The organism is Streptomyces sp. NBC_00490 (assembly GCF_036013645.1).
Taxonomy (GTDB): Bacteria; Actinomycetota; Actinomycetes; order Streptomycetales; family Streptomycetaceae; genus Streptomyces; species Streptomyces canus_F.
This window is the reverse complement of the sequence record NZ_CP107869.1, coordinates 8,370,137-8,396,282: the sequence shown is the minus strand read 5'-3', so window position 1 is coordinate 8,396,282 and position 26,146 is coordinate 8,370,137. Positions and strand designations below refer to the sequence as shown.

Here is a 26,146-nt window from a genome sequence, read left to right as displayed (position 1 = left end):
CGGCCTGGGCGCAACCGCTCCTCTCCCCCGCCTCACCGCTCCTCCCCGAGACGCTCTGTGTGGACGGCGCCCTCTTCCGGCCCGTCGCCGGGTCTCGCCACGGTCAGCCCACCCGCGCGTTTGGTCAGCGGGCAGTCATCCGTGTCGTGGCCGGTGACGACGGTCGTGGCGACGGAGCCGCGCGACCCGATCAGCCGGACACCGACGCGTGGCGAGGAAACGGACGCGGGCATGGGCAGCCTCCTTGTCGAACGCGTCGTGGGTGAACCCCTGGCGGGGAGCCCCTGTCGAGGCAGGGGAAGAGACGGCGGGCGGTGGTCCGGCGTCCCCCGCCCGCCGCCGCTCAGCCGCCCTTGACGGGCAGTTCCTTGACGCGGATGTTCCGGAAGGACACCTGGTCGTCGGCTCCGTGGTTCTGGATGCCGAAGTGACCGTCGGTGAGGCTCCGGGCCGGGTCGGTGTTGGTGAAATCGTTGATCTTCACGCCGTTGAGCCAGACGCGGAGTCGTTCGCCCTCCACGCGGATCTCGTACGTGTTCCACTCCCCCGGCGGGTTCAGCGCGCGGTCGCGCTTCTTCAGGTCGGCGGAGCGGAAGCCGTAGACGGACCCGGTCGTCTTCTCGGGCACGTCCGTGGCGTCGATCTGGATCTCGTAGCCGTTGTTCACGGCCGACCACGGGTCGTCCGAGGGCGGGAATCCCACGAACACACCGGAGTTGTCGTCGCCGGCCGTCTTCCAGTCGAGCTTCAGCGAGTACGCGCGGAAGTCCGACGCGGCGTACCAGAGCATCCCCATGCCGCCGGCCGAGGTGATGGTGCCGTCGTCGTCCAGGGTGAAGGAGCCCGGGCCGGCCTGCCGCCAGCCGCCCAGCGACTGCGCGGTGCCGTCGAACAGCGGACGGTATCCGTTCTCCGGTCGGCAGTCGGCCTGTGCCTCGCCGATCGCATACAGGATGCCGCCGACCAGGTGCCGGCGGAAGGCGGGGTCCGCGTACGACTCCTTCGTGTGGCCGCCGCCCGTGTAGAAGGCCCTGCCGCCCTGGTAGTTCTGGCACCAGGCGATCGGATGGTCCCCGTTCATCGTGCCGCCGGTGTACGACGACTCGTCGAGCGAGGCGAGGACATGGGCCCGTTCCCGGGGGTTGGAGCGGTAGTTGTACCACTCGTCGGACCGGTTCCAGGTCGGCCCCAGTGCCGAGGTGGCCGGGTGGGCGCGGTCCTCGACGACGACCGTGGCGGGCTGGATCGCCGGGTGCGACTGGAAGTAGGCGCCTGCGAGGCCGCCGTAGAACGCCCAGTCGTACTCGGTGTCGGCGGCGGCGTGGATGCCGACGTAGCCGCCGCCCTTGCGGATGTAGCCCTCGAAGGCCTTCTGCTGGGCGGCGTCCAGGACGTCGCCGGTCGTCGACAGGAAGACGACCGCGTCGTAGCGCCGGAGGTTGCGGGAGGTGAAGGCGCCGGCGTCCTCCGTGGCGTCGACCGTGAAGCCGCTCGCCCCGCCGAGCTCCTTCAGGGCGGTGACGCCCTCGGGGATGGAGTCGTGCCGGAAACCGGCCGTCTTGGAGAAGACCAGGACGCGTTCCTTGTCCTGCCCGCCCTGTGAGGCGGCGGGGCCGGAGACGCAGCCCAGAAGCACGGCGGCTCCGACAACTGCCGTGGTCAGTCGGCTCGTTGAGCGCATCGCAGATTCCTCCTGTCAGCCGGTCGTGCAGGTGAGGTCGGCCACGTCGAGCAGGGCCCCGGACCCGGTGCTCCCGTTGACGACCGGGCAGGGCGTGGTGGTGCCTCTCGGTGCGCGGGACGGGGTCCGGGCGTACGGGCGGGTGCGTACGCCGGGGTTCGCGTCGCCCCGGCGTACCGACGGGCGGTCAGTTGCCGAACGCCGCGTCGAAGGAGGCCGACGGCGGCTCGAAGTCGTATGCCTTGAGGCTCTTCAGTGCCTCGGGGGCGCCCTGGAGCCGGTCCATGCCGGCGTCCTCCCACTCGACCGAGACGGGACCCTGGTAGTCGATGGAGCGCAGCATCCGGAACACGTCCTCCCAGGGGACGTCGCCATGGCCGGCGGACACGAAGTCCCAGCCGCGGCGCGGGTCGCCCCAGGGCAGGTGGGAGCCGAGGCGGCCGTTGCGTCCGTCGAGGCGCTTGCGGGCCTCCTTGCAGTCCACGTGGTAGATGCGGTCGCGGAAGTCCCAGAGGAAGCCGACGGGGTCGAGGTCCTGCCAGACGAAGTGGCTGGGGTCGAAGTTGAGGCCGAACGCCGGTCGACGGTCGATCGCATCCAGTGTGCGGACGGTCGTCCAGTAGTCGTAGGCGATCTCGCTGGGGTGGACCTCGTGCGCGAACCGCACGCCCTGCTCGTCGAAGACGTCGAGGATGGGGTTCCAGCGGGTCGCGAAGTCCTCGTAGCCGCGCTCGATCATCGACTCGGGGGCGGGCGGGAACATGGCGACCAGGTGCCAGATGGCGGAGCCGGTGAAGCCGATGACGGTGTCGACGCCGAAGGCGGCCGCGGCCCGCGCGGTGTCCTTCATGCGGTCCGCCGCGCGCCGCCGGACCCCTTCCGGGTCGCCGTCGCCCCACACCTCGCCCGGCAGGATGGCCTGGTGGCGTTCGTCGATGATGGCGTCGCAGACGGCCTGGCCGACCAGGTGGTTGGAGACGGCCCAGCACTTCAGGCCGTACTTCTCCAGGAGTTGGTGGCGCGAGGGGAGGTACGACGGGTCGGAGAGGGCCTTGTCGACCTCGAAGTGGTCGCCCCAGCAGGCGAGTTCCAGTCCGTCGTAGCCGAAGTCGCGGGCCAGGCGGCAGACCTCTTCGAGGGGAAGGTCGGCCCACTGGCCGGTGAAGAGCGTGAATGTGCGCGGCATGTCGCTTGCGCCTCCTCAGACGGCTATGGGTGTGTAGACGGAGTTCTTCTCGGCGCTCTCCTCGACCGCCGCGAGAACGCGCTGGATCTGGAGTCCGTCGGTGAAGGAGGGTTCGGGGCGGCGGCCCTCGGCGACGGCGTGGACGAGGTCGCGGGCCTGGTGGACGAAGCTGTGCTCGTAGCCGAGGCCGTGGCCCGGCGGCCACCAGGCGTCCAGGTAGGGGTGGTCGGGTTCGGTGACGAGGATGCGGCGGAAGCCGGCGTGCGCGGCGGGCTCGGTGCCGTCGTGGTACGAGAGTTCGTTGAGGCGCTCCAGGTCGAAGGCCAACGAGCCGCGCTCGCCGTTGAGTTCGATGCGCAGGGCGTTCTTGCGGCCGGTGGCGTACCGGGTCGCCTCGAAGGAGGCGAGGGCGCCGGAGGTGAAGCGGCCGGTGAACAGGGCGGCGTCGTCCACGGTGACCTGGCCGGTGCCGGCGGACGTCACCGCGGACAGTCCGCTGGTGGCGCCGACGGGCAGGGGCCGTTCCCGGACGAAGGTCTCGGTGAGGGCGCAGACCCCCGCGAGCCGCTCCCCCGCCAGGTGCTGGGCGAGGTCGATGATGTGCGAGCCGAGATCGCCGAGCGAGCCCGAGCCGGCGTGTTCCTTGCGCAGCCGCCAGGTGAGGGGGAACTCCGGGTCGACCAGCCAGTCCTGAAGGTACGTCACCCGCACATGCCGCAGCTTCCCGAGGCGGCCCTCGGCGACCATGTTCCGGGCGAGCGCGGTGGCGGGCACCCGGCGGTAGTTGAAGCCGACCATCGCCAACTGTCCGCGCCCGTAGGCCTCTTCGGCCGCCTCCGCCATCATCGCGGCTTCCTCGACCGTGTTGGCGAGCGGCTTCTCGCACAGCACGTGCTTGCCCGCGGCGAGGGCGGCGACGGCGATCTCGGCGTGGCTGTCGCCGGGGGTGCAGATGTCGACGAGGTCCACGTCGTCCCGGGCGATCAGCGCACGCCAGTCGGTCTCGGCCGCCGCCCAGCCGTGCCGGTCGGCGGCGGCCCGCACGGCTGCCGGGTCGCGGCCGCAGATCGCGGACAGGACCGGCTGCCTGGGCAGGTCGAAGACCCGGCCCACGGTGCGCCAGCCCTGGGAGTGGGCGGCGCCCATGAAGGCGTAGCCGACCATGCCCACCCTCAGGGGCGGTTTCTCGGCCCCTTCTGACTGCTGCGGCTGTGCCATGCGCAATGTCCTCCTCGTCGTCGTGGCGCGGTGGGGGGTGCCTCCCGCCCGACGGGCCGCTGCGGCCTGCCGGGCGGAACGCCTCACTTGAAGCCGGTGGACATGTACTGGTCGATGTTGGTCTTGTCGACGACGGCCGAGTAGAGCGTGAGCGAGGCCGGGATCTCGAACTCGGCGAGGCCGCCGATGCCCTTGCTCTGGCCGAGGGCGCGGGCGAGGTCGATCGCGGAGGCGGCCATGGTCGGCGGGTAGAGGACGGTCGCCTTGAGGACGCCGTCGTCCTTCTTGATGGCCTGGAACGCGGAGAGCGCGCCCGCGCCGCCGACCATCAGGAAGTCGTCCCGCCCGGCCTGCTCGATGGCGCGCAGCGCGCCGACCCCCTGGTCGTCGTCGTGGTTCCACAGCGCGTCGAACTTCGACTGTGCCTGCAGGAGTTGGGCCATCTTGGCCTGCCCGGACTCCACGGTGAACTCGGCGGCCTGACGGGCCACCTTCTTGACGTTGGGGTAGTTCTTCAGGGCGTCGTCGAAGCCCTTGGTGCGCTGCTGGGTCAGCTCCAGGTTGTCCAGGCCGGCCAGTTCGATGACGCGGGCGTCCGACTTCCCCTTGAGCTTCTCGCCGATGTAGTGACCGGCGTTCAGGCCCATGCCGTAGTTGTCGCCGCCGATCCAGCAGCGGTACGCCTGCGGGGTGTTGAAGATCCGGTCGAGGTTGACGACCGGGATGCCCGCGCGCATCGCCTTCAATCCGACCTGGGTGAGCGCCTTGCCGTCGGCGGGCAGCACCACCAGCACGTCGACCTTCTTGTTGATCAGTGTCTCGATCTGGCCGATCTGCGCGGCCGTGTCGTTGGAGCCCTCGGTGATCTCCAGGGTGACGTCCGAGTACTTCTTGGCGCGGCTCTTGGCGTTGTCGTTGATGGCGTTGAGCCAGCCGTGGTCGGCCTGCGGTCCGGCGAAGCCGATGGTGACCTGCTTGCCGGGCTTGTCGTCGGCGGCCGGCTGGTCGTTCGCGGCCGGTTCGTCGTCCGAGTCGTTACTCGTGCACCCCACGAGGAGGGCACCGGCTCCTATGGCGGCGGTCCCGAAGAGCAGCCCTCTGCGGCTGGTGAGCTCTGGCATGGCGGTGAACCCTTTCCTCAGGTCGTGCTTGCGGTACGGCGCTGGACCAGCACGGCGGCGACGATGATCGCTCCCTTGGCGATCTGCTGGACGTCGCTCTGCAGGTTGTTCAGGGCGAAGATGTTGGTGATCGTGGTGAAGATCAGGACCCCGAGCACGGAGCCGGTGATGGTGCCGCGGCCGCCGCTGAGCAGCGTGCCGCCGATGATCGCGGCGGCGATCGCGTCGAGCTCGTAGAGGTTGCCGTTGGTGTTCTGGCCCGAGCCCGAGAGGATGATCAGGAGGAAGGCGGCGATGCCGCAGCACAGCCCGGACAGCAGGTAGAGGTAGAGGCGTTGGCGGCGGACGTCGATACCGGCGAGGCGGGCGGCCTCCGCGTTGCCGCCGACCGCGACGGTGCGGCGGCCGAAGGTGGTGCGGTTGAGGACCAGCCAGCCGATGATCGTGACGACGGCGAAGACCATGACGAGCGGCGGGATCCCGAGGACGTACGCGTCGCGCAGCCCGAGGTCCAGGACGCTGTCCACGGTGACGATCTGCGTCTTGCCGTCGGTGATCTGCAGGGCGAGGCCGCGCGCCGAGGCGAGCATGGCGAGCGTCGCGATGAAGGGGACCATCCCGCCGTACGCGATGAGCAGTCCGTTGACCAGGCCGCAGCCGAGGCCCACCAGGACCGCGGTGAGGAGGATGCCGCCGAAGCCGTACTCCTGGGTGGCGACCGTGGTCGCCCACACGGAGGCCAGGGCGACGATCGCGCCGACGGACAGGTCGATGCCGCCCGACATGATCACGAAGGTCATGCCGACCGTGACGACGCCGATCACCGAGCCCTGGGTGAGGACGAGTTGGAGGTTGCGAGTGTCGAGGAACTCGTCCGGCTTGGTGATCCCGCCGACCACGATCAGTGCGGCGAGGACTCCGAGGAGGGAGAGGGTGCGGAGGTCGACTCGGGCCAGCAGCCCTCGCCAGACGGGTGGCCGGTCCACGGGGGCGGTCTTTCCGGTGCCGTCCCGGGGCGGGGAGACGTGCTGCGTCATGACGCCGGGCTTCCTTCCATGACGAGGTCCAGTACGCGGGATTCGTCGAGCTCGCGGGCGGGGGCCGTGTGCACGACACGGCCCTCGCGCAGGACGAGGACGCGGTCGGCGAGGCCGAGCACTTCGGGCACCTCGCTGGAGACGAGCAGAACGGCGAGGCCTTCGTCGGCCAGTCGACGGACGACTGCATACAGTTCACTGCGGGCACCGACATCGACGCCGCGGGTCGGCTCGTCGAGGAGCAGCACCCGGCAGCCGCGCAGGAGCCAGCGGGCGAGGACGGCCTTCTGCTGGTTGCCGCCGGACAGGGTGCGGACCGGGACGGACGGGTTGTCGGGCCGCAGGGACAGCTCGCGGGTGGCGGCCCGCGCCGCGCCGAGTTCGGCGCCGCGGTCGATCCAGCCGCCGCGCGAGAAGCGGGACATGGTGGAGACCGAGACGTTGCGGGTGACGGACTCCAGCATCAGCAGGGCCTGCGCCTTGCGCTCCTCGGGGGCGAGGCCGAGTCCGGCGCGGACGGCGGCGCGGACGCTGCCGGGTTTGAGCGGTCGGCCATCGACCAGGACCTGCCCGGAGGTCGGCTTCCGTGCACCGTATACAGTCTCCAGGATCTCGGATCGGCCGGATCCGACGAGGCCGGCCAGTCCGACGATCTCGCCGGGGTGCAGGGTGAGGTCGAAGGGCTCGAACTCGCCCTCCCTGCCTAGGCCCCGGACCTCCAGGACCGGGGTGCCGGTGGGAGGCGACACGGGACGGTCGGGGAAGACGTACTCCACGTTCCGTCCCGTCATCAGCGCCACGACCTCACGGGTCGGGGTCGCCTTGGCGGGCAGCCCGCCCGCGACGGCCCGCCCGTCCTTCAGCACGGTGACCCGGTCGCCGATCCGCCGGATCTCCTCCAGCCGGTGGGAGATGTAGACGACGGCGACGCCGTCCGCGGTGAGGTCGCCGACGATCCGGAAGAGGTTGTCGACCTCGTCCGGGTCGAGGGCGGCGGACGGTTCGTCCATCACGATGAGCCGTACGTCGTGGGAGAGGGCCCGCGCCATGGAGACGATCTGCTGCTGGGCCGCGGACAACTCGCCGACCAGGCGGGCCGGGTCGATCTCGGGGTGCCCGAGCCGCTTGAGCAGCAGGCCCGTCGACGCACGGGCCGCCTTGCCCCGTACGACGAATCCGGCCGTCGTCGGTTCGTGGCCGAGGTGCACGTTCTCGGCGACCGACAGGTGCTCCACCAGGTCGAGTTCCTGGTAGATGGTGGCGATGCCGAGGCGCATGGCGGCGATCGGCGAGCGCAGGGTGACCGGCTCGCCGCGCCAGGTGATGGTGCCGTCGTCGGGCTGGTGGGCGCCGGCCAGGACCTTGATGAGGGTGGACTTGCCGGCCCCGTTCTGGCCGAGCAGACAGTGCACTTCACCGGCCTGGACGTCGAGGTCGACGCCGTCGAGGGCCCGGACTCCGGGGAACGACTTGGTGATGCCGGACATGCTGAGGAGCGGTGGTTCTGGTGCCATGTGTGGTTCCCCTCGGCTGGCGTGCGGGCCGTTTCAGGGCAGGGCGAGGCAACGGGTCGTGCCGGTGGGCTGTGCCGGACCAGTGGCTTGCGGGGACTTGCGTGGGCCTTTTCCGGCTCACGCAGGCCTGTTGGGGTCTACGCGGGTGAGAACAGGTGGTCGCTGATCAGCCGGGCCGCGCCGATGACTCCGGCGGTGGGGCCCAACTCCCCCAGAACGATGGGCAGGTTGCCGGTCGCGAGGGGCAACGACTGGCGGTAGACCTGGGTGCGGATCGCGGCGAGCAGGGTGTGGCCGAGGCCGGTCACCCCGCCGCCGATCACCACCAGGCCGGGGTTGAAGAAGCTGACCAGGCCGGCGATGACCTGGCCGGTGCGGTTGCCGCCCTCACGGATGAGGTCGAGGGCGGTGGCGTCGCCGGCGGCGGCCGCGGCCGCGACGTCGACGGCGGTCAGGGTGCCGTTGGTCTCCAGCCGGGCGGCGAGTTCGGCGGAGCGTCCCTGCTGGGCCGCCTCGATGGCGTCCCGGGCGAGGGCCGCGCCGCTGAAGTGGGCTTCCAGGCAGCCCTGGTTGCCGCAGGCGCAGGGGCGGCCGCCGGGCACGGCCTGGATGTGTCCGATGTCGCCCGCGCTGCCCGTCGCCCCGCGGTGGACCTCACCGCCGACGACGATGCCGCAGCCGATACCGGTGCCGATCTTGACGCAGAGGAAGTCGCCCACGGAACGCGCGACGCCCGCGTGCTGCTCCCCCATCGCCATCAGGTTCACGTCGTTGTCGACCATGACCGGGCAGCCCAGGTCCTGGCTCAGCGCCTCCCGGACCGGGAACCCGTCCCAGCCCGGCATGATCGGCGGAGCCACCGGAACACCTTCGGGGAACCGGACCGGTCCCGGCACACCGATGCCGGCACCGTCGAACCCCTCCGCGAGCCCCGTCGCCCTCAACTTCGCGGCCATGGACAGGACTTGCTCGAAGACCGCGACCGGGCCCTCGCGGACGTCCATGGGCTGGTTGAGGTGTCCCAGGATCTCCAGCTCGGCGTTGGTGACGGCGACGTCGACCGAGGTCGCGCCGATGTCCACGCCGAGGAAGCGCAGATTGGGGGCGAGCCGGATGTTGTGGGAGCGGCGGCCGCCGCGCGAGGCGGCGAGTCCGTCGGCCACGACCAGGCCCGTCTCCAGCAGCCGGTCCACCTCCACGGCCAGTTTGGACCGCGACAGGTCGACCTGATCGCCGAGCTGCGCACGGGAGTTGGGACCCCCGTCACGCAACAGCTTGAGCAGCCGGGCCTGATGAGAATTCGCGGGTCGCGCCGTCATCCGTCTCACGAGCCCCTCCCCGCCTCACTCGGCCGCCTGCCGTCGTGCTTTCGAGGGGAACGTAGCAGCGGCTGCCCGACCTGGGAAGAAGCTGTGCAGGAATTGGTGCCGACTTTCTCCACTCGCAGGACAAAGGGGAGAGTCGAGCACCAGGGATCGCCGAACGCGTCAGCTCAGCGGGGTCGGAAGCGTCGGCTCAAGGGGACGGCCGGGCTCAGGACTTGGCCCGGGCGTGGTACGAGCGCCGCGTGTGTTCCGTGTGTTCGCGCATGAGCTGCGTGGCGCGGGTCTCGTCACGGTCCATGATCGCGCCGATCAGCTCCCGGTGCTCGTCCCAGGACTGCTGTCCGCGCTGCCGGGCGATGGGCGCGTAGTACCAGCGGACGCGCCGGTCGACCTGAGCGGCCAGCTCGGCGAGAACGGCGTTGCCGGCCAACTCCATGACCTTCGCGTGGAAACGGGCGTTGAGCAGCACCGCGGCCTCCACGTCGTCCGCGGCGACGGCCCGCATGCCCTGCTCCTGGATGTCGCGCAGGGCCTCGATGCCGGCCTTGGACGCGTTGGCCGCGGCGAGCCGGGCGGCTTCGGCCTCCAGCAGCGTACGGACCGTGAGGAGCTGGTCGGCCTCCTCCTCGGTGGGCTCGTGCACGAACGCGCCCTGCGCGGGCCGCAGATCGACCCACCCCTCCGTGTTCAGCCGCTGCAACGCCTCGCGCACGGGCTGGCGGGAGACGCCGAGATGTCCGGCGAGCTCGCTCTCGACCAGATGCTGGCCCGGCTGCAGCGCTCGGGTGGTGATGAGTTCGAGCAGCGCCTCGTAGACACGGTCGCGCAGCGGGCCGGGGCGTTCCAGTTTGGGCACCGCACCCTGTGGCAGTCCTGGCGTCGACAACATCGGTCGGTCCCCCTCCTGGCAGCACGAGACGACTGCGGTACGAAAGTCGGTATGGATTGTCTTTCGTCTACAGCCTACGGCGCACCGAAGCCGGTCCGTCACGGAGTCGACCGCGTCACACCTCGTCGTACCGGCAGGTCACGGGCAGCGGACGACCTGTCCCGCGTACGACAGGTTGCCGCCGAACCCGAAGAGCAGCACCGGGTCCCCGGTGGAGAGGGCGCCCTGCTCGACGAGCTTGGAGAAGGCGAGGGGGATGCTGGCCGCGGAGGTGTTACCCGATTCGGCGACATCCCGTGCGACGACGGCGTTGACGGCGCCGATCCGCTCGGCGAGCGGCTCGATGATCCGCAGATTGGCCTGGTGCAGGACGACCCCGGCGAGCTCCTCGGGCGCGAGCCCCGCCCGCTCGCAGGCCTTGCGGGCCAGGGGCGGCAGCTGGGTGGTCGCCCAGCGGTACACGCTCTGCCCCTCCTGCGCGAACCGCGCGGGCTGCCCCTCGATGCGCACCGCGTTCCCCATCTCGGGCACCGAACCCCACAGCACGGGCCCGATACCGGCCTCGTCGCCCGGCCCGCAGGCCTCCACCACGGCGGCCCCCGCCCCGTCGCCGACGAGCACACAGGTCGTGCGGTCGGTCCAGTCGGCCACGTCGGACATCTTGTCGGCGCCGATGACCAGCGCCCGGGTCGCGGCACCCGCCCGGATGGTGTGGTCGGCGGTGGCCAGCGCGTGGGTGAAGCCCGCGCACACCACGTTGACGTCCATCGCGGCGGGCGAGGGGATGCCGAGCCGGGCCGCGACCCGGGCGGCCATGTTCGGGGAGCGGTCCACGGCGGTGGACGTGGCGACCAGGACCAGGTCGATGTCGTCGGGCGTGAGACCGGCGGCGGCGAGCGCCTTGGCGGCGGCGTGCGAGGCGAGCTCGTCGACGGGCTCGTCGGGGCCCGCGATGTGGCGCGTGCGGATGCCCACCCGGCTCCTGATCCACTCGTCACTGGTGTCGACCAGGCCCGCCAGGTCCTCGTTGGTGAGTACCTTGGCGGGCTGGTAGTGGCCGACGGCGGCGATGCGCGAGCCGTTCATTGGGTGGTCCCCCTCGTTGCCTTGGGTAGCGGGATCCACCAGTCTGATCAGTGACTCGCGGGTACGACGGCACCCGAGGCGACAGGAAACCGAAGCCAAGGTTGTCGGCTTCTGTCAGGCCCTCGGACGCCCGAACACTTCCGGGTCCCTCACTTGGTGAAGAGCTGGGTCGCCTTCTGCACGAGTTCGTACAGGCCGTAGGCGAGCGGCGCCCCCACCCACAGCCAGGCGAAGGCGATCAGCGGACGCCGGTCAGGCGGGCTCTGACTGCTGTCGTTCTGCGACATCGGCGGCCTCCCTCGGTGCGGGGATGTGGTGACGGACATGGACGGGCCGGACCAGTTCGTTGGCGACGAACCCGATCGCGAGCAGCCCGATCATGATGAAGAGGGACATGGTGTAGAGGGAGGAGCCGTCCTTGCCGGCCTCCTCCTGCCGGTCGGCGATCCAGTTCACGATCAGCGGTCCGAGGACACCGGCCGTGGACCAGGCGGTGAGCAGCCGGCCGTGGATCGCGCCGACCTGGTAGGTCCCGAAGAGGTCCTTCAGATAGGCGGGGATCGTGGCGAAGCCGCCCCCGTAGAACGAGAGGATCACCAGGGCGCACAGGATGAACACCGGCTTGGACGAGTCGCCGACCAGCGCGATGAGCAGATACATCAGCGCGCCCGCGCCCAGGTAGAGGCGGTAGATGTTCTTGCGGCCGATCAGGTCCGAGGTGGACGACCAGCCGATACGGCCCGCCATGTTGGCCGCCGAGAGCAGCGCGACGAAACCGGCCGCGGCCGACACCGACACCGGCGTCGAGGTGTTCCTGAAGAAGTCCGTGATCATCGGGGCGGCCTTCTCCAGGATGCCGATGCCCGCGGTCACGTTCATGCAGAGCACCACCCACAGACACCAGAACTGCGGGGTCCGCACGGCATTGCGGGCGGAGACCTGCGGCCCCGCGAGAACGCTCGGCCCGCTGTCGCCGATGGGCTTCTCCGTGCGCGGCACCCGGACGAGCAGGACGCCCAGCGTCATGAAGACCGCGTACGACAGACCGTGCACGAGGAACGCCGCCGCGATCCCGGAGCTGTCGGAGCCGAACGACTCCAGCATCTGCGCCGACCAGGGCGAGGCGATCAGCGCGCCGCCTCCGAAGCCCATGATGGCGATGCCGGTGGCCATGCCCGGCCGGTCCGGGAACCACTTGATCAGGGTCGACACGGGTGAGATGTAGCCGATGCCGAGGCCGATGCCGCCGACGAAGCCGTAGCCGAAGACGATCAGCCAGTACTGCTCGGTGTACGCGCCGAGCGCGGAGAGCAGGAACCCGGACGAGAAGCAGATCAGGGCGACGGTCATCGCCCAGCGCGGTCCGTTGCGTTCCACGAGCGTGCCGCCGAACGCGGCCGACAGGCCGAGCATGACGATGCCCAACTGGAAGGGCAGCGCGCTCTGCGTACCGCTGAGGCCGAGCGCGGACTCCAGGGGCGGCTTGAAGACGGACCAGGCGTACGCCTGCCCGATGGAGAGATGGACCGAGAGCGCGGCTGGGGGTACGAGCCAACGGCTCCAGCCGGTGGGGGCGACGGGGGGACTCATGATCCCGGACGGTAGGGAGAACCAAGGGAGTTGAGAAGGCGGCGCGTCGAAGGTATGCGATGAACGGTATGCAGCACGCGCCGAACGGTCGGACCGTCCGGTTTCCGTGTCGCACTCACCACTGTGCGTACTCTTGCCGACACCTAGGCCATACTGTAGACAATATGGAGTCGACGGCATTCGGCATCGTGCATCCCGCGGGGTGGGCCGCAGCCCGACCGGCACGTGCAGGACAATGACATCGTGGGGGTCACCGCGCCGCACGACGGCCCGGTGGTCCGGGGCAACCTCTGCATCAAGGGCCGTTTCGGCCACCAGCACGTACAGAACCGGGGCTGATCAGGACATGGGACGAGTCACGGAACGACGCAAGGTGATCCGCATCCGGGACGGGGCCGTCTCCTCCCGCCCGGACACACTGGTCGCCGAGGAACCGCTGGAGATCCGGCTGAACGGCAAGCCGCTCGCGATCACCATGCGCACACCGGGCGACGACTTCGCCCTGGCGGCCGGCTTCCTGGTCAGCGAGGGTGTCCTGGCGGCCGGATCCGATCTGCGGAACATCGTCTACTGCGCGGGCGCGACCGTGGACGGCTCCAACACCTACAACGTGGTGGACGTGCGGACCGCCCCCGACGTGGTGATCCCCGACATCACCCTCGAGCGCAACGTGTACACCACCTCGTCCTGCGGCCTGTGCGGCAAGGCGAGTCTCGACGCTGTCCGTACGACGACCCGCTGGCCCATCTCCGACACTCCCCCGGTCCGCCTCGAACCCGAACTGCTCGCGGCCCTCCCCGACCGGCTGCGCGCGGCTCAGCGGGTCTTCGACCGGACCGGGGGCCTGCACGCCGCCGCCCTCTTCACCGAGGACGGCGAACTCCTCGACATACGCGAGGACGTCGGCCGGCACAACGCCGTCGACAAACTGGTCGGCCGCGCCCTCCAGAACGACGACCTGCCCCTGTCCCGCGTCGTCCTGCTGGTCTCCGGCCGGGCCTCCTTCGAACTCGCCCAGAAGGCGGTCATGGCCGGCATCCCCGTCCTGGCCGCCGTCTCCGCCCCCTCGTCCCTCGCCGTCGACCTCGCCGTCGAGACCGGTCTCACCCTCGTCGGCTTCCTGCGGGGCTCGTCCATGAACGTGTACGCGGGAGAGGACCGCATCGCTCTGCGGGCCACGGCCGCTCAGGGCTGACCGCACCCCTCGCCGCACACCGGCGAGCCCCGGGATCCCGTCCTGAGGTCAGCCGCCGAGGGTCAGCTCCGCCACGCGTACCACCGACCCCAGTCGCGGGAAGTCCAGCCGTACGGACGCCTCGTGCTCGGCCGCCGTGAACGCGGCCATGGCGTCCTCGACGAAGACGAGGTCGTAGCCGAGGTCGGCGGCGGCGCGGGCGGTGGACTCCACGCCGAGGTTGGTGGCGATGCCGCCGAACACGAGGGTGCTGACGCCGAGTTCACGGAGACGGTCGTCGAGGCCGGTGCCCTGGAAGCCGCCGATGGTCCGCTTCACGATCTCGACGTCGCCGTCCCGGGCGAGGCCGCCCACCAGCCCGCTGCCGGGCGGCTGTTCGGCGACCCCGGGGCGTTCGACGCGGATGAGGACGACGGGTGCGCCCGCCGAACGGAAGGCGGCCGCCAACTCCTGCGAGGCGACGAGGACTTCGGCGCCCTTGCGGGGCTCCAGGGGCAGCGCGACGATCCGGTCCATCAGATCGACGAGGACGAGGGCGCTGCGCGCCGGATCAAGGGTGACGGGTTCGGTCATGACGGAACGCTATCCGTCGTCAGCCCTCCGTACCGGAGATCCGGATCAACAAGCCCGGGAAACGCCCGCGTTCGGCGACGCCGTGGGCCGGCCGCGGGTCGCCCCGTTCGGCACCACGTTCCTCCGACTCCCCATGGACCGGACGAGCAAGAGCCACTAACGTCCCGTGGGTGCCCGAGGACGTACGAGCACGACAGCGGACGGGAACGGGGCTCGGCCTGCTGCTGGCCCTGGTTCTCGGGGCCGTGCTGCTCACGGCTCTGCCCAAGGACGACGACCCACAGGATGCGGGCGACTGTATACCGCACACCGTCGGCGCCTGGTCGGCGGACGACCGGCTCACCGGCGAGTTCGCCCGCTACGGCGATGACGCCACCCGCGCCGACGACTGGACCGGCGGTGACGGCACCCACTCGGTGCGGCTGCCGGACGGCCGGATGCTGTGGCTGTTCTCGGACACCTATCTCGGCCAGGTGTACGCCCCGCCCAACCCGGTCGGCGAGTCCTTCGCCTGGCGGGACACCACCGCCCCGCTGGTCCGCAACTCGGCGGTGCTGATGCGCGAGGGCCGGCTGGAGACCACCCTGCCGGCCCCGCTCTTCCCCGACCCGGCGCCCAACCAGTGGCGGTGGCCGGTCGCGGCGCGGGTCGAGCCGCGTGAGCCCGGGTCGGACGAGCGGGTCGTGCGGGTGCTGCTGTGGGTGCGGACGGCGGGGGCGGCGCCGTGGATCTACGGAATGCCCACCGCCACCGAGGTGGCCACGCTCTCGCTGCCCGATCTGCGGGTCGAGTCCATCACCAAGGTGTTCGACCAGCAGCTGGTCCCGGACGCCTCCCGGCGTGTCCTGTTCGGCACCACGCTGATCAAGGAGGACGGCTGGACGTACGTCTTCGGCGGCGACGACGGCCAGGCGGCGTCCCGGCCGGTCTCGTCGGCCTATGCGGCCCGGGTCCCGGAGGGCAGGCTCGGGGAGCCCGCCGCCTGGCAGTACTGGAACGGCTCCACGTGGGCGTCCGGGGCCCGCCCGGCCCCGGTGCTCGGCAACCAGCGCCAGCGCACCGGGGTGGGCAGCGCCTTCTCCGTGGTGCGCAAGGACGGCACGTACGTCCTGTTCACCATGGCGGCGGGCACCGCGGGACTGACCACCGTCACCTCGTACTGGGCCTGCTCCCCCACCGGACCGTGGCACGGACCGACCAGGCACCTCGATGCCGCGCTGCCGGACGGCGAGGTCGCGGCGTACAACCCGCAGGTCCACTCCGAACTGAGCGGTGGCGGACGGCTGGTCCTCAGCTACGACGTGAACTGGCTGGAGCCGGCCGCCGCGGCGGCGCAGCTCAACCGGAACGTGTCCCTGTACCGACCGAGGTTCGTGACGCTGACGCTGAAGCCGCTGAAGTGACCTCGCCCCCCGGCCCCTCCCCCGGCCGCTCCTGCGCGTCCGGGTCGTGGGAGCGGCGCTTGGCGATCACCGCGCACACCATCAGCTGCATCTGGTGGAAGAGCATCAGCGGCAGTACCGCCAGCGACGCGTGCGCGCCGAAGAGCACGCTCGCCATGGGCAGTCCGGAGGCGAGGGACTTCTTCGAGCCCGCGAACTGGATCGCGATCCGGTCCTCGCGGCCGAAGCGGAGCGCCTTGGCGCCGTACCAGGTCAGCGCCAGCATCACGGCGAGCAGTACGGCCTCGACCACGAGCAGTCCGGCCAGCCTCAGCGGGCTCACCTGGTGCCAGATGCCCTGGACCATGCCCTCGCTGAACGCGGTGTAGACGACCAGGAGGATCGAGCCGCGGTCGACCAGGCCGAGGACCTTCTTGTGCCGGGTGACGAAGCCGCCGATCCAGCGGCGCAGCAGCTGCCCGGCGACGAACGGCACCAGCAGCTGGAGCACGATCTGGACGACCGAGTCGGCGGAGAACCCGCCGGCGCTGCTGCCGAGCAGGGCTGCGGCCAGCAGCGGGGTGATGACGATGCCGACCAGCGAGGAGAACGAACCGGCGCAGATCGCCGCGGGCACGTTGCCGCGGGCCATGGAGGTGAAGGCGATCGACGACTGGATGGTGGAGGGGACGAGGGTGAGGAAGAGCAGGCCCTGGTAGAGCGGTTGGGTCAGCAGCACCGGCACGAGGCCGCGGGCGGCCATGCCGAGCAGCGGGAAGACCAGGAAGGTGCAGGCCAGGACCGTGACGTGGAGCCGCCAGTGCTTGACCCCCTCCATCGCCTCACGGGTGGACAGGCGGGCGCCGTAGAGGAAGAAGAGGAAGGCGATCGCGGCGGTGGAGGCCCCGGAGGCGACGTCCGCGCCCGTCCCGCGCGCCGGGAGGAGGGCGGCGAGGCCCACCGTTCCCAGGAGCAGCAGGATGTACGGGTCGATCGGCATCCAAGTCGGCCAACGCAGGCGTTTCACGGTGCTCCATCTAGCTGGTGTCTGTCGGCGGTACCGGGGCCGCAGGGCCCCCCTTCATCGTCCTCCTCCGGACCGCGATCGGGAATCCGGCATACGGCACTGACTGTCATCACGTTCCGCGATAAGCTCCGGGTCATGTACGACCCGTCCCAGTTGCGAACGTTCCTGGCGGTGGCGCAGACGCTGAGCTTCACGCAGGCGGCCCGGCGGCTCGGGCTGCGCCAGTCGACGGTCAGCCAGCACGTACGGCGGCTGGAGGATGCCACGGGGCGGCAGTTGTTCACCCGGGACACCCACTCCGTGGAGCTGACGGAGGACGGCGAGGCGATGCTCGGCTTCGCGCGCCGGATCCTGGACGTGCATGAGCAGGCGTCGGCATTTTTCACGGGTACCCGGCTCCGCGGCCGGTTGCGCTTCGGCGCCTCGGAGGATTTCGTGCTGACCCGGCTGCCGGAGATCCTGGAGGCCTTCCGCCACGACCATCCCGAGGTCGACCTGGAGCTGACCGTCGAGCTCTCGGGCACTTTGCACGAGCAGCTGGAGGCCGGGAAACTGGATCTGGTGCTGGCGAAGCGGCGGCCGGAGGATCCGCGCGGTGAACTCGTCTGGCACGACAAGCTGGTGTGGATCGGCGCGGAACGGCTCCGCCTCGAGGCGGACCGGCCGGTTCCGCTGATCGTCTATCCCCCGCCGGGCATCACCCGCGCCCTCGCCCTGGAGGCTCTGGAGCGTCAGGGCCGCGAGTGGCGCATCGTCTGCACCAGCGGCAGCCTCAACGGTCTCGTCGCCGCGGCCCGCGCCGGCCTCGGTGTGATGGCCCACTCCCGCGGTCTCGTCCCGCCGGGTCTGGTGGGTGTGCCGGACCGCGCGGGCCTGCCCGAACTCGGCCGGGTCGACTTCGTCCTGGTGCACGGCCGCAGACGTACGGCGGCCCAGGGCGCGGCGGACGCGCTCGCAGGGGCGATCCTGACGGGCGGGGACCGGCTGCACCGACGGTGAGCGCTCCCCTCGGTCGGCCGGGCCGGTGTCAGCGGCCGGGCGTCTCGTACGTCAGCTGCTTCACCCTCCGCAGGAACGGCGTCGCCTCCACGTGCTGGACCCCCTCCAGCCGCCCCAGTGGCCCGCTGAGGTAGGCGTACAGCCCCGCCGTGTCCCTGACGACCGCGGTCACGACCAGGTTGGAGGGGCCGGCGGTGGCGCTGGCGAAGGCGACCTCGTCGTGGCCGGCGAGGGCCCGGCCGACGGACGTGAGGGCGCCGGGCGCGGCGGTGATCCACAGGGCCGCGGCCCGCGGGTAGCCGAGCGCCTCGGAGTGGTACTCGATGTCGATGTAGACCGCCCCGGAGCCGAGCAGCGCGGCGAGGCGGCGCTTGACGGCCGACTCGGAGCGCCCGGTGGCGCGCTGGAGTTCCGGAGAGCCCGCCCGTCCGTCGCGCCGCAGGACGGCGAGCAGGGGTTCGTCGTCCGGCTCGACACGGGCCGGGCCGGTCCCGGGTTCCGGGTGCGGGCGCAGAGCGGCGATCTGGTCCTCGTCGAGCGCGCCGAACTTCCTCGACCAGCCGGCCGGGCCGCCGTAGAACCGGTGGAGCAGCTGGTGGGCGCGGATGTCCACGACGCCCGGGGTGCGGGGCAGTTTGCCGAGCAGCAGTTCGTCGTGGTCGCCGGGGCCGCGCGGCCGGGTCATGCAGACGATCTCGGTGCCCCCGGAGGCCAGTCCGATCCAGGCCGTGTCCGGCCGCTTGGCGAGCGCGTCGGAGATGGCCGCCGCGCTGTCGGGCGCGCAGCGGAACCTGAGGATCCACTGGTCCTCGCCGAGGACGTGCGGGTCGCGGAGGGCGAGGACCCGCAGTCCCGCCTCGGCGCACAGCTTGCGGTAGCGGCGGGCGATCGTCTGGTCGGAGGCCCCGAGCACGGCGCCCAGACGGCTGAAGGAGGCGCGGCCGTTGACCTCGAGCGCCGAGAGCAACTGGAGGTCGAGAGCGTCCAGAACGGTGGATTCCAGCGTCAACATGCCTTCTCCTGTCGAGTTCCGGCGCTCGGACACCCATCACCGGTGGGATCGTCCGCACCGGAGCCATCGTACGAAGTACTACGCAGCCCACGGACGAGGAGTTGAGGACATGCGTACATGGGGGCCGCTCACCGCGGTGTGCCTGGGCACGTTCATGTTGTTGCTGGATGTGACGATCGCGATCGTCGCGCTGCCGGACATGGCACGGGCGCTGGACGCGTCACTGAGCGATCTGCAGTGGGTGATGGACGGGTACGCGCTGGCACTGGCCGCGCTGCTGCTCGGGATCGGGGCCGCGGCCGATGTGCTCGGGCATCGCCGGGTGCATCTGGCGGGTGTGGTGGTGTTCGCGGTGGCGTCGCTGCTGTGCGGCCTCGCCTCCGGGCCGGGGACACTGGTCGCGGCCCGGGGGTTGCAGGGGGTGGGCGCGGCGGCGATGTTCGCGACGACGCTGCCGCTGCTGGGCTCGGTCTACCAGGGGCGGCGGCGGTCGGTGGCGCTCGGCGTGTGGGGCGCGGTGAGCGGCGGGGCGGCCGCGGTGGGGCCGGTGCTCGGCGGGCTGCTGACCGACGGGCCCGGCTGGCGGTGGATCTTCTACGTCAATCTGCCGGTGAGCGTGGCCGCGGTGTGGCTGACGCTGCGGCTCGTGCCCGAGTCGCGGGCGGCGCGCGGGCGCCGGGTGGACTGGGCGGGCACGGTGACGTTCGCGGGCTTCGCGGGCGGGGTGACGTACGGGGCGGTGCGGGCCGGCTCGCACGGCTGGACCGCGCCCGGCACCCTCGCCTCCTTCGGGCTCGCGGCGCTCGCGCTGGTCTGCTTCGTCGTGGTGGAGCGGCGGGTGGCCGATCCGCTGCTGGATCTGCGGCTGTTCCTGCGCCCCGCGTTCAGTGGGGTGATGGCGGGGGCGCTCGCCTACAACGCGGCGGCGTTCGGGGTGATGGCGTACACCTCGATCTGGCTGCAGACCGTGCTGGGGATGAGTCCGGTGCGCGGCGGGCTGGTGTTCCTGTGGATGTCGCTGGCCGCATTCGTGGTGTCCGCGGCCGGCGGGCGGCTGCTGCACGGGGTGCCGGTCCGGATCACCGTCGGAGGCGGGCTGCTGCTGATCGGTGCGGGGCAGTTCTGCATGGCGGTGCTGGACGCGGGGTCGGGTGCGGCGGCTCTGGTGCCGGGGCTGCTGCTGGTGGGCTTCGGTACGGGGCTGGTGGCGCCCGGTATCGCGGGGGCCGCGCTGGCCGCCGTACCGCCGGAGCGGGCGGGGATGGCGGGCGGCGCGGTGAACACCTTCCGGCAGCTGGGGTACGCGCTCGGGATCGCCGGTTTCGGTACGGCGCTGACCTCCCGGATGCGGGACACGCTGCCGCACGAGGCGGCGCACACGCTCGCGGGCGGCGGTGCCGGGGCGCTGCGGGGCGTCTTCCCGGAGCAGGTGCTGCGGGCCGCGTTCGCCTCGGGGCTCAACACGGCGGCGGTGACCGCGGGTGCGCTGGCGACGGTCGGCGGGGCGCTGGTCCTCGCCCTGGTCCGGGCGCCGGGTGCCGGCGAGGCGGGTGTGACGGATCCGGCCGCGAAGACGCTGACAGAGGAGACGGCAGCGCCGCGGAACTGATCCTTCCGCGAGCCGCCGTGAGCCGTGCCCGGGCCCGTAGCCGGGTCGTACAGATTCGGTGGAGATTACGGGACCGAAACTTACTCAACCGTCAGTTTTCTGTCCGACCCTTCCCCATGTGAGCGCATTTTCCGACGCTGACCAGTGCGTACCTGAACCGGGCTCGGATCCGCACCCCCTCCCGCCCTGTCCCCGGGTGGGGTAGCTTTCACGGCGCTGTGCGGAGCCACCAGGAACGGGGACCAGGGAGCGGGGAGCGGGGTTTGCGCGAGTTCACCAACCCTCCGTTGGCGTTGCCGGCCCCCGTGGGGGGACTGGCCGACGTCGTCTTCCGGCGTGCCCAGGAGGACCCGCAGCACATCGCGCTCGGCCGCAAGGACGAGCAGGACCAGTGGCGTGACGTCTCCTCCGCGGAGTTCCGGGACGAGGTGCTCGCCCTCGCCAAGGGGCTGCTCTCCCAGGGCATCCGGTTCGGCGACCGGGTCGCCATCATGTCCCGCACCCGCTACGAGTGGACCCTGTTCGACTACGCCCTGTGGACGATCGGCGCCCAGGTGGTGCCGATCTACCCCACCTCCTCGGCCGAGCAGTGTTTCTGGATGCTCTACGACGCCGAGTGCACGGCCGCGATCGTGGAGCACGAGGACCACGCGATGACGATCGCCACCGTCATCGACCGGCTGCCGCAGCTGCACCGGCTGTGGCAGCTGGACGCCGACGCCGTGCACGAGCTGTACGACGCGGGCGCCGCCCTCGACGACGACGTGGTGCACCGGCACCGGCAGGCGGTCACCCCGGACTCGGTCGCCACGATCATCTACACCTCGGGCACCACGGGCCGTCCCAAGGGCTGTGTCATCACCCACGGCAGCTTCATGTGGGAGGCGGACACGGTCGCCGAGCGCTGGGAGCCGGTGTTCCACTCCAAGAAGGGCGACGAGGCGGCGACCCTGCTGTTCCTGCCGCTCGCGCACGTCTTCGGGCGGATGGTGGAGGTCGCCGCGATCAGCCGCGGGGTCCGCTTCGGCCACCAGCCGCAGCTCAACGCCGCCGCGCTGCTGCCGGACCTGGCCGCGTTCAAGCCGACGTTCATCCTCGCCGTGCCGTACATCTTCGAGAAGGTCTTCAACGCCGCCCGCCGCAAGGCCGAGAAGGAGGGCAAGGCCGGGCCCTTCGAGAAGGCCGTCGAGATCGCGGTGAAGTACGCGGAGGCCGTCGAGGCCAAGGCCTGGGGCATCGGACCCGGTCCTTCGGCGGGTCTACGCGTGCAGCACCAGCTCTTCGACAAGCTCGTCTACGCCAAGGTGCGGGCCGCGATGGGCGGCCGGATCCGCAACGCGATGTCGGGCGGCTCGGCGATGGACCGCCGGCTCGGCCTGTTCTTCGCGGGCGCGGGCGTGCAGATCTACGAGGGCTACGGCCTGACCGAGTCGACGGCGGCGGCGACCGCCAACCCGCCCGGGCGCACCCGCTACGGCACGGTCGGCCAGCCCATCCCGGGCGTCACCGTGCACATCGCGGACGACGGCGAGATCTGGCTGCACGGCCCCAACATGTTCCAGTGCTACCTGAACAACCAGAAGGCCACCGACGAGACCCTGCACGACGGCTGGCTCGCCACCGGCGACCTGGGCTCCCTGGACGAGGACGGCTTCCTCACGATCACCGGCCGCAAGAAGGAGATCCTGGTCACCTCGGGCGGCAAGAGCGTGGCGCCCGGGCTGCTGGAGGAACGTGTCCGGGACCATCCGCTGGTCGCCCAGTGCATCGTCGTGGGCAACGACCGCCCGTATGTCGCCGCACTGGTCACCCTCGACCAGGAGGCCGTCGAGCACTGGCTGACGATGCGCGGCAAACCTCAGCTGACGGCGGCCGAGCTGGTGCGGGACGCGGACCTGGAGGCGGAGGTCAGACGGGCCGTGGTCGCCGCCAACACGCTGGTCTCGCAGGCCGAGTCGATCCGTACGTTCCGCATCCTGGCGCAGCCGTTCACCGAGGAGCACGGGTTGCTGACGCCGTCGTTGAAGCTGAAGCGCAAGGCGATCGAGACGACGTACGCCGGCGAGGTCGAGGCCTTGTACCGGGCCTGAGCTCGTTTCCGGCGGATTCTGTCGGATTCCGCGGTCAGGAATGCATCGGGGCGGTTGATCGTTGACGATGGGAGTACCACTTGTCGGCAACCGTAAGGATCAAGAGCTCGTGAGCAGCAAGGTCCCCCCGATCATCCTCAACAACGGCGTGGAGATGCCCCAGCTGGGGTTCGGAGTCTGGCAGGTGCCGGACGACGAGGCCGAGCAGGCGGTCAGCACCGCTCTGGAGGCCGGGTACCGCAGCATCGACACAGCGGCGATCTACGGCAACGAAGAGGGCACCGGCAAGGCGATCGCCGCCGCCGGTCTCCCGCGCGAGGACATCTTCGTCACCACCAAGCTCTGGAACAGCGACCAGGGGTACGACGCGACCCTGCGTGCCTTCGACACCTCGCTGGAGAAGCTCGGCCTGGACTTCGTGGATCTGTACCTGATCCACTGGCCCACCCCTGAGCGGGACTTGTACGTCGACACGTACAAGGCGTTCGAGAAGCTGCACGCCGACGGCCGCATCCGCGCCATCGGTGTGTCCAACTTCGAGCCCGCGCACCTCGAGCGGCTGATCGCCGAGACGTCCGTCATCCCGGCCGTCGACCAGATCGAGCTGCACCCGCACCTCCAGCAGCGCGCGGCCCGCGAGTACCACGCGGAGCAGGGCATCGCCACCGAGGCCTGGTCGCCGCTCGGCCAGGGCAAGGGCCTCCTGGAGGTCCCCGCGGTCGTGGCCATCGCGCAGAAGCACGGGCGCACTCCGGCGCAGGTCGTCCTGCGCTGGCACCTTCAGCTCGGCAATGTCGTGATCCCCAAGTCCGTGACCCCGTCCCGGATCAAGGAGAACATCGAGGTCTTCGACTTCAGCCTGGACACCGAGGACCTCGCGGCGATCAGCGCGCTGAACGAGGACCGGCGGCTGGGCCCGGACCCGTCGACGTTCAACGCGGCCTGACGGTACGGCGTTTCGAGGCCCGGGCGGTGACGCGCCGCCCGGGCCTTCGTCATGTCCCCGCCTCGGGTTCGGGGAACAGCCGCGCGAGGGCGGCGGTACGGCTGGAGACGCCGAGCTTGCGGAAGGTGTTCTCCAGGTGCTTGCGGACGGTACTGGGCGCGACGACGAACTGCCGCGCGATGGCCTCGGTTCCGAGCCCGTCCGCGACGGCCCGCATGACGTCGAGCTCCCGGACGGTGAGCCGCACCGGCACCTGCCGCCGCACAGCGGCCTCCCGGTAGACCGCGTACAGGTGCGGCCGCAGCAACTCCAGTACGAGACGGTCGCGTTCGCTGAAGCGGCGTGAGGTCTCCCGGGAGAAGTTGTACGTGCGGATGCGGCCGGGCGCGCTGGGCAGCATCACGAAGAGCGTGTTGACGACGGGCTTCAGATACTCCGTGTAGAAGGCCTGGTTCCGTATCTCCCGTGCGGACTGGTAGTCCAGGTTCTGGGCGACCGGGAGACGGCCGCAGGCCTGGTCGGCCAGCCGGCAGTGCGGATGCTGGTGCCGCCAGCGCCAATAGGCCTCGACGTGCGGGTCCCCGTAGTCGCCCGCGTAGAGATCCTCCTGGAGGTGAAGATACCGGCGGGTGGGGTTGTCGACCTCGTCGAACCCGGCCACATCGCACGGGATCAGCCGTCCCAGCCCGCGCAGGAGGCTGCGGGGCGGGAACTCGTCCCCGTCGTCGTGCCGGGCCTCGTCGAGGACGTCGAACATCGTCCGCAGGTCCCGTGTCGTGATCGAGTGACGGCTCATGTCCGCCTCCTGTCGCCGGGCTCCTTCGACGGTACGCCTCCGGGGTCGAGGGGCCCTGATGATTCGTCAAATGGCGAATGGTGGCGGGGGCGTGGTGAGTCCACCGTGGTCTCCAGGTATTCGGACCACGAACGGGGTTCAGCAATGAAGGCACGAACACGAACAGGGGCGTTCACCGCGGCCTGCGCGGCGGTCGCCCTCGCGGGCGGCATGCTCGTCGCCGCACAGACGGACGCGGCGGCGGCCTCACCACCGCCCTGCTTCGGCCCCCTCGCCACGGTGTGGGGCGGCAACGGCCCCGACACCCTCAACACCGGTGCGGCCAAGGATGTCGTGCACGGGCTCGGCGGGAACGACAGGATCGACTCCGGCGCCGGCGCGGACGTGGTCTGCGGGGGCGGGGGCAACGACACCCTGCTCGCGGGCAGTGGTGACGACCGGGTCGCGGGCAATGAGGGCGAGGACGTCATCCGGGGGTATGCGGGCTCCGACGAGCTCCGGGGGTTCGACGGCAAGGACACCGTCTACGGCGGCGACGGAATCCACTTCACCTGGAACTGGGGCAACGACAGGCTGTTCGGCGGCCCCGGCCCGGACACGCTGCTGGGCAGCGCGGGCAAGGACACGCTCGACGGCGGGCCCGGGCCGGACACCCTCGTCGGCGGCCTCGGACGGGACACGCTCAGGGGCGGCGCCGGGAAGGACCTGCTCCTGGGCAACTCGGGCGACGACACGATTGACGCCCGGGACAACGAGAAGGACCAGGTGCGCGGCCACGCCGGCTTCGACCGCTGCTACGTCGACCCGATCGACGACGTGTCCGGCTGTGAGGTCAAGGTGTTCGGCTAGGCGTCACGAGGGGCGTCCTCCTCCGAGGAGGGGGCGCCCCTTCGGCCGGTCACCGTGGCGTACGCGCTGACCAGGATGAGCGCGGCGCCGGCCCACTGCGCAGGGGACGGCCGCTCCCCCAGTACCAGCGCCCCAAGCGCCAACGCCCCGACGGGCGTGAGGAGCAGCAGGACCGCGCCGACGTGGCTCGGGAGCCGGGGCGAGTAGACGGCGACCATGAGCCAGCCGATGATCCCGCTGGTGAGCGCCGCCAGGGCGAGCCAGGCCAGGGTGTCCGCGGGCGGGGCGAGGTCGAGGGCGCCCCAGGCCCAGCCGCCGAGGGCCGAGGCGACGGTGGCCGAGAAGACGACCGCGGTGTATGTCGTGCGGACGTGGCCGTGGAAGCCGCCGCGGCGCAGCAGGAACAGGAAACCCGAGTAGCTGAGAGCCGCCAGGATCGCGTGGAGGGTGCCCGCCGCGGGGTCGCTGCCGCTCGCGCCCTGCTCGAACAGCCCGCCGGTGAGCACCACACCGGCGACCAGGACCGGCAGCCACAGCAGGAAACGGCCCGGGACGCGCTCTCGGTCCACCGCCCAGGCCAGCAACGGCACCAGGACGACCTGCACATTGACCAGCACGGTCGACAGCCCCGCGCCCACCTCGCCGATCGCCTTGGTCCACAGCAGCATGTCCCCCGCGAACAGCACCCCGCCCACCAGTCCGTACACCAGCTGCCGCCGGGGCGGCGGGCCTTCGCGCCGGTACTCCGGGAGGACCAGCAGCACCAGAGCGGGCAGCGCGAGCAGACACCGGTACACCGAGGCCGTACCGGCGTCCGCGCCGGACAGTTCGATGCACACCGGCGACACGGCCAGCGTCAGTGCGGCGACCGCCTGCCCGGCTCGCGGGCCCATGGGCTCCCGGGGCGGGCGCAGACGGTCTCGGACGGTGTCGGTACGTGCCACGGAACGTGATCCTCGCGACGGTGACGGAGATCGCCCGCGTACCCGCGCGCCGACGGTCCATGCATCGGCCACCGGTC

At 71.1% G+C, this 26,146-nt stretch carries 24 protein-coding genes and 1 pseudogene; 8 read left to right on the top strand and 17 right to left on the bottom strand.

The window, feature by feature from the left end:
- Positions 1-32: 32 nt before the first annotated feature.
- From OG381_RS38235 to OG381_RS38180, 12 genes are all read right to left on the bottom strand, one after another.
- Entirely contained in the window at positions 33-233 is a 201-nt protein-coding gene (locus OG381_RS38235) for a hypothetical protein (protein ID WP_327720545.1), read from the bottom strand.
- A gap of 110 nt (positions 234-343) precedes the next feature.
- Positions 344-1,681: a ThuA domain-containing protein gene (locus OG381_RS38230; protein ID WP_327720544.1), complete on the bottom strand. Its 1,338-nt coding sequence runs from the start codon at positions 1,679-1,681 to the stop codon at positions 344-346.
- A 187-nt stretch (positions 1,682-1,868) separates the two neighbouring features.
- Positions 1,869-2,867, bottom strand: coding sequence for a sugar phosphate isomerase/epimerase family protein (locus tag OG381_RS38225; protein ID WP_327720543.1), 999 nt, complete (start codon positions 2,865-2,867; stop codon positions 1,869-1,871).
- Positions 2,868-2,882: 15 nt separating this feature from the next.
- Entirely contained in the window at positions 2,883-4,085 is a 1,203-nt protein-coding gene (locus OG381_RS38220) for a Gfo/Idh/MocA family protein (protein ID WP_327720542.1), read from the bottom strand.
- 83 nt (positions 4,086-4,168) lie between these two features.
- Positions 4,169-5,206, bottom strand: coding sequence for a substrate-binding domain-containing protein (locus OG381_RS38215; RefSeq protein ID WP_327720541.1), 1,038 nt, complete (start codon positions 5,204-5,206; stop codon positions 4,169-4,171).
- A 17-nt stretch (positions 5,207-5,223) separates the two neighbouring features.
- Positions 5,224-6,243 (bottom strand): ABC transporter permease, encoded by a 1,020-nt coding sequence (locus OG381_RS38210; protein WP_327720540.1) that lies wholly within the window; start codon positions 6,241-6,243, stop codon positions 5,224-5,226.
- Positions 6,240-7,757 (bottom strand): sugar ABC transporter ATP-binding protein, encoded by a 1,518-nt coding sequence (locus OG381_RS38205; protein WP_327720539.1) that lies wholly within the window; start codon positions 7,755-7,757, stop codon positions 6,240-6,242. Before OG381_RS38205 ends, OG381_RS38210 begins: the two co-directional genes overlap by 4 nt.
- A gap of 137 nt (positions 7,758-7,894) precedes the next feature.
- On the bottom strand, positions 7,895-9,076 hold the full coding sequence (locus OG381_RS38200; RefSeq protein ID WP_327722664.1) for an ROK family transcriptional regulator: 1,182 nt from the start codon (positions 9,074-9,076) through the stop codon (positions 7,895-7,897).
- 214 nt (positions 9,077-9,290) lie between these two features.
- Positions 9,291-9,971 carry a GntR family transcriptional regulator gene (locus OG381_RS38195; RefSeq protein ID WP_327720538.1) on the bottom strand — a complete coding sequence of 227 codons (681 nt, stop codon included), beginning with the start codon at positions 9,969-9,971 and terminating at the stop codon, positions 9,291-9,293.
- A gap of 138 nt (positions 9,972-10,109) precedes the next feature.
- On the bottom strand, positions 10,110-11,057 hold the full coding sequence (locus tag OG381_RS38190; RefSeq protein ID WP_327720536.1) for a beta-ketoacyl-ACP synthase III: 948 nt from the start codon (positions 11,055-11,057) through the stop codon (positions 10,110-10,112).
- 149 nt (positions 11,058-11,206) lie between these two features.
- Complete coding sequence (locus tag OG381_RS38185; protein ID WP_199924543.1) at positions 11,207-11,344, bottom strand: MFS transporter small subunit; 138 nt, start codon at positions 11,342-11,344, stop codon at positions 11,207-11,209.
- Positions 11,310-12,647 carry an OFA family MFS transporter gene (locus OG381_RS38180; RefSeq protein WP_327720535.1) on the bottom strand — a complete coding sequence of 446 codons (1,338 nt, stop codon included), beginning with the start codon at positions 12,645-12,647 and terminating at the stop codon, positions 11,310-11,312. Before OG381_RS38180 ends, OG381_RS38185 begins: the two co-directional genes overlap by 35 nt.
- Before the next feature lie 222 nt (positions 12,648-12,869).
- On the opposite strand from OG381_RS38180, the pseudogene OG381_RS38175 reads away from it, so the two are divergent.
- Together OG381_RS38175 and fdhD are read left to right on the top strand one after the other, a co-directional pair.
- Positions 12,870-12,986, top strand: a pseudogene (locus tag OG381_RS38175) (2Fe-2S iron-sulfur cluster-binding protein); the annotation flags it as partial.
- 7 nt (positions 12,987-12,993) lie between these two features.
- Positions 12,994-13,842, top strand: a complete 849-nt coding sequence (gene fdhD / locus OG381_RS38170) for a formate dehydrogenase accessory sulfurtransferase FdhD (RefSeq protein WP_327720534.1) — start codon at positions 12,994-12,996, stop codon at positions 13,840-13,842.
- 48 nt (positions 13,843-13,890) lie between these two features.
- Here fdhD and OG381_RS38165 read toward each other — a convergent pair whose 3' ends face one another.
- On the bottom strand, positions 13,891-14,415 hold the full coding sequence (locus OG381_RS38165; protein WP_327720533.1) for an isochorismatase family protein: 525 nt from the start codon (positions 14,413-14,415) through the stop codon (positions 13,891-13,893).
- A gap of 170 nt (positions 14,416-14,585) precedes the next feature.
- Between OG381_RS38165 and OG381_RS38160 the strand changes: the two genes are divergently transcribed.
- Complete coding sequence (locus OG381_RS38160; RefSeq protein ID WP_327720532.1) at positions 14,586-15,818, top strand: DUF4185 domain-containing protein; 1,233 nt, start codon at positions 14,586-14,588, stop codon at positions 15,816-15,818.
- Here OG381_RS38160 and OG381_RS38155 read toward each other — a convergent pair.
- Entirely contained in the window at positions 15,754-16,797 is a 1,044-nt protein-coding gene (locus tag OG381_RS38155) for a bile acid:sodium symporter family protein (protein ID WP_327722663.1), read from the bottom strand. The genes OG381_RS38160 and OG381_RS38155 overlap by 65 nt on opposite strands.
- A gap of 162 nt (positions 16,798-16,959) precedes the next feature.
- Between OG381_RS38155 and OG381_RS38150 the strand changes: the two genes are divergently transcribed.
- On the top strand, positions 16,960-17,823 hold the full coding sequence (locus tag OG381_RS38150) for a LysR substrate-binding domain-containing protein (protein ID WP_327720531.1): 864 nt from the start codon (positions 16,960-16,962) through the stop codon (positions 17,821-17,823).
- Positions 17,824-17,851: 28 nt separating this feature from the next.
- Here the strand turns inward: OG381_RS38150 and OG381_RS38145 are convergent, their stop codons facing one another.
- Complete coding sequence (locus OG381_RS38145) at positions 17,852-18,835, bottom strand: Lrp/AsnC family transcriptional regulator (RefSeq protein ID WP_327720530.1); 984 nt, start codon at positions 18,833-18,835, stop codon at positions 17,852-17,854.
- A gap of 109 nt (positions 18,836-18,944) precedes the next feature.
- Between OG381_RS38145 and OG381_RS38140 the strand changes: the two genes are divergently transcribed.
- The 3 genes from OG381_RS38140 to OG381_RS38130 all read left to right on the top strand — a co-directional run bounded on the left by OG381_RS38140 (position 18,945) and on the right by OG381_RS38130 (position 23,480).
- Positions 18,945-20,444, top strand: a complete 1,500-nt coding sequence (locus OG381_RS38140; protein ID WP_327720529.1) for an MFS transporter — start codon at positions 18,945-18,947, stop codon at positions 20,442-20,444.
- 263 nt (positions 20,445-20,707) lie between these two features.
- On the top strand, positions 20,708-22,534 hold the full coding sequence (locus tag OG381_RS38135) for an AMP-dependent synthetase/ligase (RefSeq protein ID WP_327720527.1): 1,827 nt from the start codon (positions 20,708-20,710) through the stop codon (positions 22,532-22,534).
- Between the two features lie 109 nt (positions 22,535-22,643).
- Positions 22,644-23,480, top strand: a complete 837-nt coding sequence (locus tag OG381_RS38130; protein ID WP_327720526.1) for an aldo/keto reductase — start codon at positions 22,644-22,646, stop codon at positions 23,478-23,480.
- Between the two features lie 49 nt (positions 23,481-23,529).
- Here OG381_RS38130 and OG381_RS38125 read toward each other — a convergent pair whose 3' ends face one another.
- On the bottom strand, positions 23,530-24,276 hold the full coding sequence (locus OG381_RS38125; protein ID WP_327720525.1) for a helix-turn-helix transcriptional regulator: 747 nt from the start codon (positions 24,274-24,276) through the stop codon (positions 23,530-23,532).
- Between the two features lie 144 nt (positions 24,277-24,420).
- Between OG381_RS38125 and OG381_RS38120 the strand changes: the two genes are divergently transcribed.
- A complete protein-coding gene (locus OG381_RS38120) occupies positions 24,421-25,125 on the top strand; it encodes a calcium-binding protein (protein WP_327720524.1) in 705 nt (234 codons plus the stop codon).
- Here the strand turns inward: OG381_RS38120 and OG381_RS38115 are convergent.
- Positions 25,122-26,069 (bottom strand): DMT family transporter, encoded by a 948-nt coding sequence (locus OG381_RS38115; protein ID WP_327720523.1) that lies wholly within the window; start codon positions 26,067-26,069, stop codon positions 25,122-25,124. The two genes, OG381_RS38120 and OG381_RS38115, sit on opposite strands and share 4 nt — an antisense overlap.
- Between the last annotated feature and the right edge of the window lie 77 nt (positions 26,070-26,146).